The organism is Acinetobacter lwoffii (assembly GCF_015602705.1).
Lineage (GTDB): Bacteria > Pseudomonadota > Gammaproteobacteria > Pseudomonadales > Moraxellaceae > Acinetobacter > Acinetobacter lwoffii_E.
This window is the reverse complement of sequence record NZ_CP059081.1, coordinates 309,259-323,930: the sequence shown is the minus strand read 5'-3', so window position 1 is coordinate 323,930 and position 14,672 is coordinate 309,259. Positions and strand designations below refer to the sequence as shown.

At 46.8% G+C, this 14,672-nt stretch carries 11 protein-coding genes; 10 read left to right on the top strand and 1 reads right to left on the bottom strand.

Annotation, left to right across the window (positions count from 1 at the left end; genetic code table 11):
- Positions 1 to 61: 61 nt before the first annotated feature.
- On the bottom strand, positions 62 to 1,723 hold the full coding sequence (gene ettA / locus H0S56_RS01445) for an energy-dependent translational throttle protein EttA (RefSeq protein WP_195725493.1): 1,662 nt from the start codon (positions 1,721 to 1,723) through the stop codon (positions 62 to 64).
- Between the two features lie 308 nt (positions 1,724 to 2,031).
- Between ettA and H0S56_RS01440 the strand changes: the two genes are divergently transcribed.
- From H0S56_RS01440 to H0S56_RS01395, 10 genes are all read left to right on the top strand, one after another.
- Positions 2,032 to 3,309 (top strand): O-acetylhomoserine aminocarboxypropyltransferase/cysteine synthase family protein, encoded by a 1,278-nt coding sequence (locus H0S56_RS01440; protein ID WP_004732469.1) that lies wholly within the window; start codon positions 2,032 to 2,034, stop codon positions 3,307 to 3,309.
- Positions 3,310 to 3,604: 295 nt separating this feature from the next.
- A complete protein-coding gene (locus H0S56_RS01435) occupies positions 3,605 to 4,492 on the top strand; it encodes an SDR family NAD(P)-dependent oxidoreductase (protein WP_174894126.1) in 888 nt (295 codons plus the stop codon).
- A gap of 226 nt (positions 4,493 to 4,718) precedes the next feature.
- Positions 4,719 to 5,501 carry a bifunctional phosphoribosyl-AMP cyclohydrolase/phosphoribosyl-ATP diphosphatase HisIE gene (gene hisIE, locus H0S56_RS01430; protein ID WP_195725492.1) on the top strand — a complete coding sequence of 261 codons (783 nt, stop codon included), beginning with the start codon at positions 4,719 to 4,721 and terminating at the stop codon, positions 5,499 to 5,501.
- A gap of 15 nt (positions 5,502 to 5,516) precedes the next feature.
- A complete protein-coding gene (locus tag H0S56_RS01425; protein ID WP_195726026.1) occupies positions 5,517 to 7,019 on the top strand; it encodes a UvrD-helicase domain-containing protein in 1,503 nt (500 codons plus the stop codon).
- Between the two features lie 33 nt (positions 7,020 to 7,052).
- The gene (locus H0S56_RS01420; RefSeq protein WP_195725491.1) at positions 7,053 to 8,435 is read left to right on the top strand and encodes an ATP-binding protein; all 1,383 of its coding nucleotides are present in this window, start codon (positions 7,053 to 7,055) and stop codon (positions 8,433 to 8,435) included.
- Positions 8,436 to 8,858: 423 nt separating this feature from the next.
- Positions 8,859 to 11,696 carry a monovalent cation/H+ antiporter subunit A gene (locus tag H0S56_RS01415; protein ID WP_195726025.1) on the top strand — a complete coding sequence of 946 codons (2,838 nt, stop codon included), beginning with the start codon at positions 8,859 to 8,861 and terminating at the stop codon, positions 11,694 to 11,696.
- A gap of 4 nt (positions 11,697 to 11,700) precedes the next feature.
- Entirely contained in the window at positions 11,701 to 12,066 is a 366-nt protein-coding gene (locus H0S56_RS01410) for a Na+/H+ antiporter subunit C (RefSeq protein ID WP_114541783.1), read from the top strand.
- Positions 12,066 to 13,874, top strand: a complete 1,809-nt coding sequence (locus H0S56_RS01405; RefSeq protein ID WP_195725490.1) for a monovalent cation/H+ antiporter subunit D — start codon at positions 12,066 to 12,068, stop codon at positions 13,872 to 13,874. Before H0S56_RS01410 ends, H0S56_RS01405 begins: the two co-directional genes overlap by 1 nt.
- Entirely contained in the window at positions 13,874 to 14,392 is a 519-nt protein-coding gene (locus H0S56_RS01400) for a Na+/H+ antiporter subunit E (RefSeq protein WP_195725489.1), read from the top strand. The genes H0S56_RS01405 and H0S56_RS01400 overlap by 1 nt, the downstream gene beginning before the upstream one ends.
- The gene (locus tag H0S56_RS01395) at positions 14,389 to 14,664 is read left to right on the top strand and encodes a monovalent cation/H+ antiporter subunit F (RefSeq protein WP_005108490.1); all 276 of its coding nucleotides are present in this window, start codon (positions 14,389 to 14,391) and stop codon (positions 14,662 to 14,664) included. Before H0S56_RS01400 ends, H0S56_RS01395 begins: the two co-directional genes overlap by 4 nt.
- Positions 14,665 to 14,672 lie beyond the last annotated feature (8 nt).

Genomic DNA, 14,672 nt, shown 5'->3' with positions numbered 1-14,672 from the left:
ATAATAAACATAAAAAACCAGCCCTGAGGCTGGTTTTTTTATTTACAAAAGTCGGAGATGATTAAACACCGATTTTACGATATTTTTGACGCTTCGCGACAAGGTCATCACCATCTCGTTTACGACGGTATTCTTCGAATTCAGCATAGTTACCGGTGAAGAATTCAGGGGTTTCACCTTCAAATGACAAGATGTGCGTTGCAATACGGTCCAGGAACCAACGGTCATGCGAGATCACCATCACAGTACCCGGGAATACCAGAATGGCATCCTCAAGTGCACGCAAGGTTTCGATATCCAAGTCATTCGATGGTTCATCGAGTAGGATAACGTTTGCGCCCATTTGCAGAATTTTCGCAAGTTGTAAACGGTTACGCTCACCACCAGACAATTGACCTACGCGTTTTTGCTGATCTTGACCTTTAAAGTTAAAGCGACCGATATACGCACGTGATGCAATTTCGTATTCGCCAATCTTCAAGATATCCAGACCACCAGACACTTCTTCCCAAACGGTTTTATTGTTGTCGAGCGTGTCACGGATCTGACCGACATAAGCCACTTTAACCGATTCACCCAGTGTTACCGTACCGGTATCTGGTTGCTGTTCACCAGTCATCATACGGAATAGCGTGGTTTTACCTGCACCGTTTTCACCCACGATACCCACAATTGCAGCAGGTGGTACTGTGAAAGTTAAATCTTTGTACAGTAAACGATCACCAAACGATTTGCTGATACCTTCAACTTCTACAACCTTGTTGCCCAGACGTGGACCAGGTGGAATGTAGATTTCAGAGGTTTCGTTACGTTGCTGGAATTCGCGTGAGTTAAGCTCTTCAAAACGCTCCATACGCGCTTTGTTTTTCTTTTGCTGACCTTTGGCATTAGAACGAACCCATTCAAGTTCTTTTTTCAATGCTTTAGCAAAAGATTCTTCCTGCTTGTTCTCTTGCTCTAAACGGGCATTTTTCTGCTCAAGCCAAGAAGAGTAGTTACCTTGATACGGAATGCCCATACCACGGTCAAGCTCCAGAATCCATTCAGCAACGTTATCCAAGAAGTAACGGTCATGCGTAATCGCAACAATCGTACCCGGGAAGTCTTTCAAGAAACGTTCCAACCAAGATACAGATGAAGCATCTAAATGGTTCGTTGGTTCGTCTAGAAGTAACATATCTGGTTTAGACAGAAGTAATCGGCACAGCGCCACACGACGACGTTCACCACCTGAAAGCTTAGATACATCTGCATCCCAAGCAGGCAAGTTCAATGCTGCAGCTGCTTGATCCATCTGGTTCGCAAGGTTATGCGCATCCCAAGTCTGGATAATCGCTTCAAGCTTCTCTTGCTCTTTCGCAAGTGCATCGAAATCCGCATCTTCTGCTGCATATTCAGCAAAGACTTCATCCAGACGTGCCAAGGCATCAAGCGGTTCACGTAAACCATCTTCGACGTTACCACGAACGTCTTTAGTTTCATCTAAAGGTGGTTCTTGCTCAAGATAACCGATTTTTATACCCGGTTGCGCACGTGCTTCACCAGAGAAATCTTTATCTACGCCCGCCATAATACGAAGCAAGGTAGATTTACCTGCACCGTTTAAACCAAGCACACCAATTTTAGCGCCTGGGAAAAATGATAAGGAGATGTCTTTCAGAATTTCGCGCTTAGGCGGAACCATCTTCGACACTCGGTTCATCGTGTAAATATATTGGGCCACGTAGGACTCCTCAACTGAAAAACCAAATGGGGTTTAAACAACCACCCCAGCTCAAAAATGAGCGAAAAAATAATCGGCTATTATACGCAGAAAGCTGCGAAAACATAAGCCATTGCCATGAACTTCAATGCATTGTTACAAGTTTGTTGCTGATGTTTTTTTAAACAGCTGTTTTTAGTAAAATAAATGACTCAAATCCAAGTCGATATATGAATATTTCATATATTTATTTCAATAAAATTGCACTTTTACTCATATGTGAAAATGCTACACTCAAGCCATAAACTTAAACAAGAAGATCAAACAGAATGAGTTATAAAGCAGAAACCCTTGCGATTCATGCAGGTTATACCCCTGAAGCAACCACCAAAGCTGTGGCAGTACCGATTTACCAAACCACGTCTTATGCCTTTGACAATACTCAACATGGGGCCGATCTCTTTGATTTAAAGGTTCAGGGCAATATCTATACCCGAATTATGAACCCGACCACTGCGGTTCTGGAACAACGTGTTGCAGCACTGGAAGGTGGAATTGGTGCGCTGGCTTTGGCCTCTGGCATGGCCGCGATTACCTATGCCATTCAGACCATTGCGGAAGCGGGTGACAACATTGCTTCTGTGTCAACGCTATATGGCGGTACCTATAACCTCTTTGCCCATACCCTACCAAAACAGGGCATTGAAGTCCGTTTCTTTGATTATGAAAAGCCGGAAAGTCTGCGTGACTTGATTGATGAAAAAACCAAACTGGTCTTTGTCGAATCGATTGGTAATCCACTGGGTAATATTATTGATCTGGAAGCCATTGCTAAAATTGCACATGAATATGGCGTACCGGTGATTGTCGACAATACCGTTGCCACCCCAGTACTACAAAAATCTTTCGACTTTGGTGCGGATATTGTGGTGCATTCCCTGACCAAATATATCGGTGGTCATGGTAATTCAATTGGCGGCATCATTGTGGATAGCGGCAAATTCCCGTGGGGTAAATACCCTGAGCGTTTCCCTGCCCTGAATACCCCTGATCCAAGCTACCACGGCGTGAACTATGTCGAAGTTTTGGGTGAAGCTGCTTATATCGCGCGTGCCCGTGTGGTGCCACTCCGTAATACCGGCGCTGCGATCAGCCCGCAGAATGTGTTTCTGATTCTGCAAGGTCTGGAAACTTTAAGCTTGCGTATGGAACGTCATACCGAAAACGCACTGAAAGTCGCTGAATATCTGCAAAAACATCCTAAAGTGAAATGGGTTAATTACGCCGGCCTGAAAGATCACCCACAGCATGCCTTGGCACAGAAATATGTGAAAGGTAAACCGTCTGCCATTCTGACCTTTGGGGTAGAACATGGTCTCGAAGGCGGCACACGTTTTATTGATGCCCTGCAACTGTTTACACGTCTGGTTAATATCGGCGATGCCAAAAGTTTGGCCTGCCATCCGGCGACCACTACGCATCGTCAGCTCAATGCCGAGGAGTTAAAATCAGCAGGTGTCAGTGAGGATATGGTGCGTTTATCCATTGGGATTGAACATAGTGATGACCTGATTGCCGATCTGGAACAGGCGCTGGCGGCCGTTTAAAAAGGTGCCCGAGCCGCTTCGAAACCTCATCATTTTGGTGAGGTTTTTTTATTTATTTTCTAAAACAGCCACTTGCTTTGCTTTTTATTTTCATGTTAAAAGTTAAATAAAAGAGTGAACACAAATAGAGCAATTACTCTAATTTTTATTTTAATTTCAATACTTTAATTTATAGATTTTCCTGAAGAATTGGTTATCATATCTGGACTCACCTTCGCTCTCATCTTCTGTTAGAGCGCCATAGACCTTTAATAAAAATAATTTGAACGCTGACTTCAAATTAGGGATAACAAACGTGAAAACTAGACTACACAAACAACTGGAAAAACGTGTTGCAGGTAAAACCGTCCTGATTACCGGTGCATCCAGCGGTATTGGTTTAACGACAGCACATCAACTGGCTGATGCAGGTGCCCATGTTTTACTGGTGGCCCGTACTCAGGAAACCCTAGAACAAGTAAAATCAGAAATTGAAGCCAAAGGCGGCAAAGCCTCAATCTTTCCATGTGATTTAAACAATATGGAAGCGATTGATGAAGTTTCCAAACAGATTATTGCCTCAGTCGATCATATTGATATTCTGATCAATAATGCAGGACGTTCGATTCGCCGTGCGGTGCATGAGTCAGTAGATCGTTTTCATGATTTTGAACGGACTATGCAGCTGAACTATTTTGGCGCCGTGCGTCTGGTGATGAATATCCTGCCGCAAATGATGATTCGTCGCGCAGGTCACATTATTAACATCAGCTCAATTGGTGTACTGGCCAATGCCACCCGCTTTTCGGCCTATGTCGCTTCAAAAGCTGCACTGGATGCCTTTAGCCGCTGCCTGTCTGCAGAAGTGCATTCGCATAAAATCGCAATCACGTCGATCTATATGCCTTTGGTGCGTACTCCAATGATTGCGCCAACTAAAATTTATAAATATGTCCCAACGCTTTCTCCGGAACAGGCGGCTGACCTGATTGCCTATGCGATTGTGAAACGTCCGAAGAAAGTGGCGACCGGTTTGGGCCGCCTGGCTTCCATTACCTATTCAATTGCACCGGATATCAACAATGTCTTGATGTCAATTGGCTATAACCTGTTCCCAAGTTCAAGTGCATCTGTGGGCCAACCACAAAAATTAAACTTAGTGCAAAAAGCATATGCACGTCTGTTCCCGGGCGAACACTGGTAATTTTTCATACGGACAATTTAATTAAAATACGAGCCGCCGACCGGGCGGCTTTTCTATGTCTCAGTTTTGCAAGATCTGGACTAAAGTAGACTGATTTAAAAAACCACGACACAGTCTGTCCTTATCAACACAGATTTTTGCCGCAAATGCTGCGAGATCACGTACACTATCAGCGGATATTTCCTATCCGTATTTTTATATTTTGATTGAAATGATGGAAACCCTTATGAACAACGCGCAATGGCTCGATGAAGTAAAATTTAACGAACAAGGATTAGTCCCTGCCATTGCCCAGCATCATCAAACTGGACGTGTGTTGATGGTAGCCTGGATGAATCGTGAAGCCTTGGCTTTAACTGCTGAAAAAAATCAGGCGGTGTATTTCTCCCGTTCACGCAGCAAGTTATGGCATAAGGGCGAAGAATCAGGACATTTTCAGACCGTACATGAAATCCGTCTGGACTGTGATGCCGACGTGATTGTGCTGCAAATTGAACAACATGGCGGTATCGCCTGCCATACTGGCCGTGAATCATGTTTCTATCGCAAGCTCACGCCAAATGGCTGGGAAATTGTCGATGCACAGTTGAAAGATCCGTCTGCGATTTATGGTGAAAAATCTGCTAATCCACATACGCTTGCCATGGAGGCGTCAACAGCTCAATCTGAACAGGTCGAAGTCCTGTCTTATCTGGGTCAGATGATGGCAGAACGCAAAAAAGCAGATCCAGATTCGTCTTATGTGGCCAAGCTCTACCATAAAGGCTTGAACAAGATTCTGGAAAAAGTGGGTGAAGAAAGCTTTGAAACTGTGCTGGCTGCCAAAGATTTCAACGCTCAGGTCTCTGAAGACAATAAAAATGATCTGATCTATGAAGTTGCTGATCTGTGGTTCCATACCATTGTGATGCTGGGTTATTTCGATATCGAACCGCAACTGGTCTTGAATGAGCTGGCACGTCGTCAGGGCTTATCCGGTCTGGTTGAAAAAGCCAGCCGTCAGCATTAAATGATGAATATGCCTGTGTCTGATCTGCAAAAACCCAAGGCCACTTATGAGCAGGCCACTGCCATCGATAATGCCCGTCTGGGTAATTCCTTTAAAGTGATTGCCTATGCCGGCACAGGTAAAACCACCACACTACAAATGATCAGTGATGCCATGCCTGAACGGCGTGGCATGTATCTGGCTTTCAACAAAGCCATTGCCAGTGAAGCGCAAGCCAAATTTCATCGTGGCGTGGATTGCCGCACTTTTCACTCGCTGGCATTTCGCAGTGTTCCACGTGGAATCACCGACAAGCTGCGTCTGCCCCGTTTAAGCCCAAGCTTTATTGCCAAAGAATACCGTCTGGAACCGATGACCATGCGCCGTATGATGGGTGGGCGTTATGAAAAATATGTACTGATGCCTTCGCGACTGGCCAGTCTGGTCGCCAATGCGGTCGGCTATTTCTGTTCCACCAGTTCGCAATATCCTGCCCCGCGGCATATTCAGGCGCCAAGCTGGTTGCATCCGGATGATATCGAGACTTTGCAGAAGAAACTCTATCCGGCGGTAGAACGGCGCTGGTTAGAGTCAATTGATCCCAATCATCAGGCCGGGATCGGACATGATATTTACCTGAAACTCTGGGCGCTGTCCGAGCCGAATATTCCGGCCGATTATGTGCTGTTCGATGAAGCCCAAGATGCCGATCCGCTGATGCTGGGAATTTTACTGAAACAGCGCAGTACCCAGGTGATTTATGTCGGTGATGCGCATCAGCAGATTTATGCTTGGCGTGGTGCGGTCAATGCCATGCAGCAACTACCTTTGCCTGAATCACGCCTGACCACCTCATTCCGTTTTGGTCCTGAAATTGCCCTGAATGCCAATGCGATTCTGGGTGCACTGAATGAAACCGTGCCTTTACTTGGTAATCCGCTGCTAGATTCTAAAGTGGTCAATAAACCGCATACCAAAATGCGCGATGCGATTCTGTGCCGCACCAATGCCCGCGCCATGGAACTGTTACTTGCCGGTCTGGTGCGTGGCGACAAAGTCAGCCTGCAAGCCGATCATGTCAAACTGAATCGTTTTGTTGATGCGGCAGCCATGCTGAAACAGGGCAAACGTGTGGTCGATGTACCGGAACTGGCCTGGTTTAATTCCTGGCATGATGTGCATGAATACTGTGAGACCAATGAAGGCAGTGACATCAAGCCTCTCGTGAAGCTGGTCGATGAGCATGGCACCGATCCGCTGAAAAAAGCGCTGGCCAAAATCACTCCGATTGGCCAGGCGGACTATATTATTTCTACCGCACACAAGGCCAAAGGTCTAGAGTGGGAACGGGTGCATATTGAAGATGACTATCAGTTCAAGCTGAATGAGAAAGACCATAAAATTAGTGATGAGGAGCTACGTTTACTTTACGTGGCCTGTACACGTGCTAAAGTAAGCTTAAATATTCATCACATTTATGACCTGATTCAACAACTGAAGATCAAGATGCCGCAGTCGCTTCGTCAAGCCGTCGGTTAAGGCATGGATGTAAAATCATGGTACAGGTGACCTATGCACATCGAAGCGCTTCAACTCAAACATAGCCTGCATTTTTCCGACATTCAGCTTCAGTTTAATTATCCGCAATGCCCGGTTACCTTGATTCTGGGCAATCAGGGAACTGGCAAAACTACGCTTTTACGTTTTAGCTATCAGGCATTGACCTGGTTTGCAGCCCGTTATCGTGATAGCCGTGCTGCGGGTCTGGTGATGCAAGATCAGGACATCATGCAAAACCGGCTGCAATCCAAAATCGATATCCAGATTGGTTTTCCTGAAGAGATGGGCAGCTTGCCAGAATCCAGTCAGTCTGAGCCTGCGAACCTACAAAGCTGTTCATGGCAAATCTACAAGACTTTAAACAGTCAGGGGCTGGGTTTTAGCAAAGCAGAAACCTCACAGCTTGAAAGTGTGCTCAGCTTGTATCAGAAAGCCCGCTTGCACGATCCCCTGCTCGGCTTGCCCCTGATTGCCTATTATCCTGCTGAACGTTTTACCAATGAAGTCAATCTGCTCAACAAAAATAACCCGGCCATTCTCCAGTCCGCACATGCTTATGAAATAGCTGCGATTCCTTTCACCACTTTTGCCCGTTTTTTTGAATGGTTTCGTGAAATCAGTGATATTGAAAATGCGCAAAGTGCCAAGATTATGGATCAGATTTTGGCGCGTGCCTTGCAGCAGCCTGAGAACATTCGAGGAAATGAACTGGCCCGGCAGATCGAGAAAGCCCAGGCACATCTGCATGCACCAAATCTCACCGCTTTAAAACAGGCCCTATCGCTGATCATGCCAGAAGTCAGCCAGATATATTTAAAATACCAGCCCAAGCTGCAACTGATGGTGACCTATCAGCAACAAACCTTCACTTTCCAGCAACTGCCTAACAGTATCCGCAACTGGATTGCGCTGGTGGGCGATATTGTGCGGCGTCTTTGTCTGTTGAATCCCAACAGTTTATTCCCTTGTCAGGAAGGTACAGGTATTTTACTGATTGATGCAATTGATCATCAACTGGATCAGGAGATGGCAGCAGTGATCCTATCACGCCTGCATCAGGCTTTTCCTAACTTGCAAATCATTGCGACCGGCAACCGGCCTGAATTACTGGAACAGGCACACGCTTTTCAATGTCTGAAACTGGAAAATAAACAGCTGCACCCCATTCACCTTGAAAGTATGAAAACCCAGTTTGATCAGATCTACGCAGAGCTGGAATTGCAGCGAAATAAAGATATCTCGCCCGAAGATACTTTACTGGAAACGGTCACCGAACCCGTCACACCGCTTGCAGTATTGCAAATGATTCAGCAACAGTTAAATCCGGAACAACAGCAGGAACTGCTAGCCCTACTGACTCAGGAGTATCATCCGACGCTACCTCAGTCGCTCTAAACAGATTCAAAAAAATAAGCGCGATTGTTTGAGTAAACAAGGAAGCCTTTTTCAGCATTCTGTTTTGCTAGGATTGAACTGTTTTGAGTCAAATTTACAATCAATGCCTGCAATTTAATCTTAATTTTCGGTCACTTCTAGATGATCTGTTTAAGCATGCAGCGCCTGTTAAAACCGAGCCGGCGTATAATTTATAAGTTCTACATAAAAACGTTGATGTTGTTGTTATCCTGTAATATGATCGGTTTTATTTGCGAATTTCATTGTAAAATCGGAATTTGCTATCGTTTATAAGTTGCGCAATACAACTGTTTTATATTCTTTTGGCTTTCAAGATTGAGAAGTTTGGGTCGCTCCTTGTGGTCCTGTAGTCCTTGAAAGATAAAGATTCACCTTAGGTTGGTCAAAACCTAAATCATGACAATGGATACGAGTGTGCTGCCGATTATTATATTGTTACCGTTAGTATTAGGCACAACCCTTGTCTCGTGGCTGAAACAATTTTCGCGCGGGGTAACGGCTTTAGGGGCAATTGGTGTCAGCCTCAGCAGTTTCTTATTATTATTGAGTCAGGCGCCTGCCATATTTGACGGCGCAGTGATGACCCAGACCTGGTCCTGGCTGCCCCAGCTCGGCATCGATTTCAGTTTTCGCCTGGATTCTCTGGGACTGCTGTTTGCCTTGCTGATCAGCGGAATTGGTACCCTGATTTATATTTATGCCTATTATTACCTTAATCCAAAAAATTCACTGAGCAAACTGTATCTCCTGCTGATGCTGTTTATGGCGGCGATGCTCGGAATTTCATTGTCGAATAACCTGATTATCTTATTGGTTTTCTGGGAACTAACCAGTATTTCCTCCTTCTTACTGGTAGGTTACTGGAGCAATTACGAAGCGGCACAACGTGGCTCACGTATGGCCCTGACCATTACCGGAATGGGTGGTCTGGCGATGCTGGGCGGTTTTGTCCTGCTCGGTCAAATTACCGGCACCTATCAGCTTGATCAAATCCTGATGATGACTGAACAGATTCAGTCCCATCATTTATTTGTTCCAACCTTGTTGCTGATTTTACTCGGCGCCTTTACCAAAAGTGCGCAGTTCCCGTTTCACTTCTGGTTACCGAATGCCATGGCTGCACCGACACCGGTCTCTGCCTATTTGCACTCGGCCACCATGGTCAAAGCCGGTTTATTCCTGGTAGCACGTTTGCTCCCGATCTTTGCCGGTGCTGCACTGTTTCATAATATTGTGACCTTTGTCGGTCTGTTTACCCTGTGCATGGCCGCCTTCTTTGCCATTTTTAAGGAAGACCTGAAAGGCTTGCTCGCCTATTCAACTATCAGCCATTTAGGTCTGATCATGTGTCTGCTCGGGATTGGTTCACCATTGGCTGTTGCAGCAGCGATTTTCCATATTATTAACCATGCCACCTTTAAAGCAGCACTGTTTATGATTGCCGGAATCATCGATCATGAATCCGGGACTCGTGACTTACGTAAACTGTCTGGCCTATGGCAATTACTGCCATTTACCGCAACACTGACCATGATCACGGCAGCATCCATGGCGGGTGTACCGTTGACCAATGGTTTCCTGTCCAAAGAAATGTTCTTTACCGAACTGGTCGCCAGCTTGAGTGGTCCACTTATGGTCGGCTCCGCTATTTTCGCAACATTGGCCGGGATTTTTGCGGTGGCTTATTCCATTCGACTGGTGCATGGGGTCTTTTTCGATGGTCCGTTAGGCAAGCAGGTCCCGAATAAAGATGCACATGAACCTGCGTTTGGTATGCGCGCACCGGCCACTTTGTTAGCAATTTTATGTATTTTAGTCGGTCTATTGCCCGCTCTTCTGGTGGAAAAAATTGTCAATAGCACCACTCAAGCGACGACCCAAAATTTTGATTTTGAAGGTACTCATCTGGCGCTTTGGCATGGTTTCAACCTGCCCCTGCTGATGAGTGTGATTGCTCTGCTCGGCGGAATAATCTTTTACTTTTCTCTCGCCAAAGGTGGCGCCTTACGTGAAATCGACTTGGATCCAAAACTGGGCCGCTTACAGGGCCGGGTGCTGTTCGATCTATTTTTGAAAAATTTGCTGCTGAATTCACGCCGTTTCCGCCGTGCCACTGAAAATGGCAAATTACAAAGCTATTTATTGTGGATTGTGATTTTTACCGTTGGACTGGTGGGATTCCCATTACTCAGCAATGCGGTGGGTACGGGTACGCGCGAGCTGACCCATGCTCCTGCCTTGGCGATTATCCTGTGGTTACTGCTGTTCTCCGCCTGCTGGATGCTGCTGTGGTTCCATCATGAGCGGATTAAAGCGGTACTGATTAGCGGTGCAGTGGGTTTAGTCGTCACCATGGTCTTTATCGGCTTCTCGGCGCCCGATCTGGCATTGACCCAGATTACGGTCGATGTGGTCACCACTGTTCTACTACTGATGAGTTTATCTTTACTGCCCCAATTAACTCCGTATGAATCGAGCCCGACCCGTCGCTGGCGCGATGCTATTATTGCCTTGGGCGGCGGTCTCGGGATTGCTGCAATTGCCTGGCTGATCATGACCCGTGATCACAATTCCATTTCATGGTTCTTCCTGCAACAGTCCATTCCTCTGGGCGGCGGAACCAATGTGGTGAATGTAATTCTGGTCGATTTCCGTGGTTTCGATACCTTTGGCGAAATTACCGTACTCGGCATTGCCGCGATTGGTGTACTCAGCCTGATGGATGGCATGCGTGCGCATGGCACCACCATGACCCAGGGCCTGACCTATCGTTTTAATCCTTCCCCGCTGATGTTACGTATTACCGCTTCCTGGATTTTGCCGGTCGCGCTGGTAGTCAGCCTGTATATCTTCATGCGTGGCCATAACCTGCCGGGCGGTGGATTCATTGCCGGACTGGTGACTTCTCTGGCACTCATTATTCAATATATCGCAGTGGGACAGGACAAAACCGAACAGTTGCTGGGCGCCAAATCCGGTCGCCTGTATGAAATCTGGATCGGGATCGGCTTAACCATTGCCGGTTTGACCGGTGTCGCGGCCTGGTTCTGGTCACGTCCATTCCTGACCAGTGCACATATTTATGTCTCTCCGCCCATTATTGGAGAAATGCATCTGGCTTCGGCTGCACTGTTTGATGTCGGCGTCTATGTCACTGTCGTCGGTGCCACCATGCTGATGATTTCGGTCTTGGGCGATTCACGTCACTCCAGCATGACTGGCCCTGTACCAAGAGGATAATAGAATGATCAGTTTAGAATTTTTATTAGCCTCCGCGATTGGCCTGCTGACAGCCACAGGTATTTATCTGATCCTGCGGGCCCGTACCTTCCCGGTGGTATTGGGCTTGGCCATGATTGGTTATGCGGTCAACCTGTTTTTATTTGCCATGGGCCGGATTCAGATGAATTCGCCTGCAGTATTAACCGAAGCCGCGAATGTGACTGACCCTCTACCTCAGGCACTGGTGCTGACGGCTATCGTGATTGGCTTTGCCACCACTGCCTTTATTGTCCAACTGGCACTGCGTAGCCGCTACGAATCAGGAACAGACCACGTTGACTCAAAAGAAGATATTCCCCAGATTGATCCACGTGAGGATGAGCCTTAATGACTGATCTTCTCAATTTCTGGACTCAACATACTCCTATTTTCAGTATTCTTTTGCCGGCCTTTACCGCTTTTGCCTTGGTACTTTTAGGCAATCCGGGTGCAGGCTCTCTGATCACGGACTGGCGTCAACCCTGGCGTCGCGGTATCAGCCATCTCTCGGGAATCTTGGGCCTGATCATTGCCGTTAGCTATCTGATAAACAGCAGCGAGGGCCAAATCAGCGTATACACCCTCAGCGAATGGGCAGCACCATTTGGAATCGTGCTGGTGCTGGATCAGCTCTCGGCCATGATGCTGGTATTGACCTATGCGCTCGCCTTGCCTGTAGTCTGGTATGCCAGTAAAGAATGGGATTTACGCGGCCGTTATTTCCATGCCATGGTGCATTTCCTGCTGATGGGTCTGACTGGTGCATTCCTGACCGGCGATTTGTTTAACCTGTTCGTATTCTTTGAAATTTTGCTGATGGCGTCCTATGTACTGCTGTTGCATGGACAAGGTAAGGCACGTTTTCAGCTAGGGATTCATTACGTCACCATCAACCTGCTGGCGTCTGCACTGTTCCTGATTGGACTTGGGATGATTTATGGCAGTGTCGGCAGCCTGAATATGGCCGATGTGGCCCGATTGATGCCAACGCTTGCAGAAGATCAGCACAAACTGGCTGTTGCCGGTGGCTTGATGCTATTCGTGGTCTTTGGGATTAAAGCGGCAATGCTGCCGGTGGGTTTCTGGTTACCCAAAACCTATGCGGTAGCCACGACTCCTGTTGCAGCGCTCTTTACTATCATGACTAAAGTAGGGATTTATGCAATTTTGCGTATCAACGGCACGGTTTTTGACGATGAATATAGCCATCAGATTCTGATGAACTGCCTGCTGGTGATTGGTCTGGTCACATCTGTCTATGGTGTGATTTGTGCGATTGGTACCGAACGTCTGCGCCGTTTTGTCGGTTTTATGGTACTGTCTTCAGTCGGAACGATTCTGGTGGCCATTGGCCTGAATAATACTGCGGCTTGGGCGGGTGCGCTGTATTATCTGGTACACAGTACCCTGATTGCGGCCGCATTTTATATTCTGTCGGGCTGGATTACCTCACAGCGCGGTGAATTTAAAGATCATTTTAAAATCGCTCCACTGATGAAACAGAATAAGCTGGTTTCGATTGTCTATTTCATCATCGCCTTGATGATGGCCGGCCTACCACCGTTTAGTGGATTCTTCGGTAAAGTCTTTATTTTGCAGGCTTCTGCCCATTCAGACTATCAGATGATCATTATTCTGACCATTTTACTGGTAAGTTTCCTCAGTATTCTGGCCTTTACCCGGGTCGGTTTTATCCTGTTCTGGCGTTCGACCAGACCTGAAGATGATCTTGATTCTGAAGAGTTTCATAAATATGAAGCCCTGCCGAGTAAGGCGCCGGCACGTAATGACCGGGTGATTTATATATTGCTGGCAGGCTTAACCGCCTACGTGATGTTTGCCGGACCGATTTATCAATATAATTATCAGACTGCGGAACAGATCAAAAACAATTCGGTCTATGAAGCCGCGCTGTTAAAACCGGATGCAGAAGGTCAGTTTATTAGCGTCCAGCCATTTGATCCGAAGTATTTGCCAGAAACCAAATATGGTGGTGAGGTGATAGATCCCAATGCGCATCTGATTCCTTATGTGATTTCAGAAGCGACCTTGAAGGGTGAAAATATTTCTGAATTCAAGCAACGCCAGATTGACCAGCAGCACATTGAACAGACCGAATATGATGATAATCAACTTAAACCGGCGGAGGGACCTTAATGGCTGAATCATTATTTCAACGCTGGTTCCCGCATCCGCTGGTTTCTGTGATTGTGGGACTGAGCTGGGTTTTACTGGCACACAGCCTGGACGCTGGAACCCTGCTGATGGCCTTGCTACTCGCGATGATCATTCCACGTATGGTCGAACCCTTTATTGACTATACCCCCAATATCCAGTGGACTCCTGCCCTGCACCTGTTCTTTGTCGTAGTTTGGGATATTGTAGTAGCCAATATCAAAGTCGCAAAACTGGTGCTAGGATCGACGAAGAATCTACATCCAAAATGGTTCCGAGTGCCTTTAGACACCGAACATGAAGAAGTCAACACCTTGCTGGCGATGATTATTACCACCACACCGGGCACGGTATCTGCAGGGATTGACCAGGATCGTGGTGATATTCTGGTGCATGCCTTAAGCACAGATGATGAAGCGGCCGAAATCGAGCTAATTAAGCAGCGCTATGAACGCCCGCTCATTGAGATTTTTAATGCACGATCAGGAGAAAAAGCATGACGATTCTACCTTATGCATTATTGATTTGTCTGGGTGCGGTCACCATCTCCATGTTACTGTGTCTGATCCGTCTGATTACCGGTCCCTCTATTGTTGACCGCCTGTTGGCACTGGACACCCTGTTTCTGAATGCCACCTGCCTGGTGGTGATTTTAGGCATTTACTGGAGCAGCACCTTTCTGTTTGAAGGCGCTCTCTTGGTCGCGATGCTGGGCTTTGTCTCTACCGCAGCCTTGGCGCGTTATTTTACCACTGGCCATGTCATCGACTAGGAGTTTTT

Excerpts from the sequence above, each read along its gene's own strand:
- H0S56_RS01440 (WP_004732469.1), top strand. The coding sequence starts at position 2,032 with ATGAGTTATAAAGCAGAAACCCTTGCGATTCATGCAGGTTATACCCCT.
- hisIE (WP_195725492.1), top strand. The coding sequence starts at position 4,719 with ATGAACAACGCGCAATGGCTCGATGAAGTAAAATTTAACGAACAAGGA.
- H0S56_RS01420 (WP_195725491.1), top strand. The coding sequence starts at position 7,053 with ATGCACATCGAAGCGCTTCAACTCAAACATAGCCTGCATTTTTCCGAC.
- H0S56_RS01415 (WP_195726025.1), top strand. The coding sequence starts at position 8,859 with ATGGATACGAGTGTGCTGCCGATTATTATATTGTTACCGTTAGTATTA.
- H0S56_RS01410 (WP_114541783.1), top strand. The coding sequence starts at position 11,701 with ATGATCAGTTTAGAATTTTTATTAGCCTCCGCGATTGGCCTGCTGACA.
- H0S56_RS01405 (WP_195725490.1), top strand. The coding sequence starts at position 12,066 with ATGACTGATCTTCTCAATTTCTGGACTCAACATACTCCTATTTTCAGT.
- H0S56_RS01400 (WP_195725489.1), top strand. The coding sequence starts at position 13,874 with ATGGCTGAATCATTATTTCAACGCTGGTTCCCGCATCCGCTGGTTTCT.
- H0S56_RS01395 (WP_005108490.1), top strand. The coding sequence starts at position 14,389 with ATGACGATTCTACCTTATGCATTATTGATTTGTCTGGGTGCGGTCACC.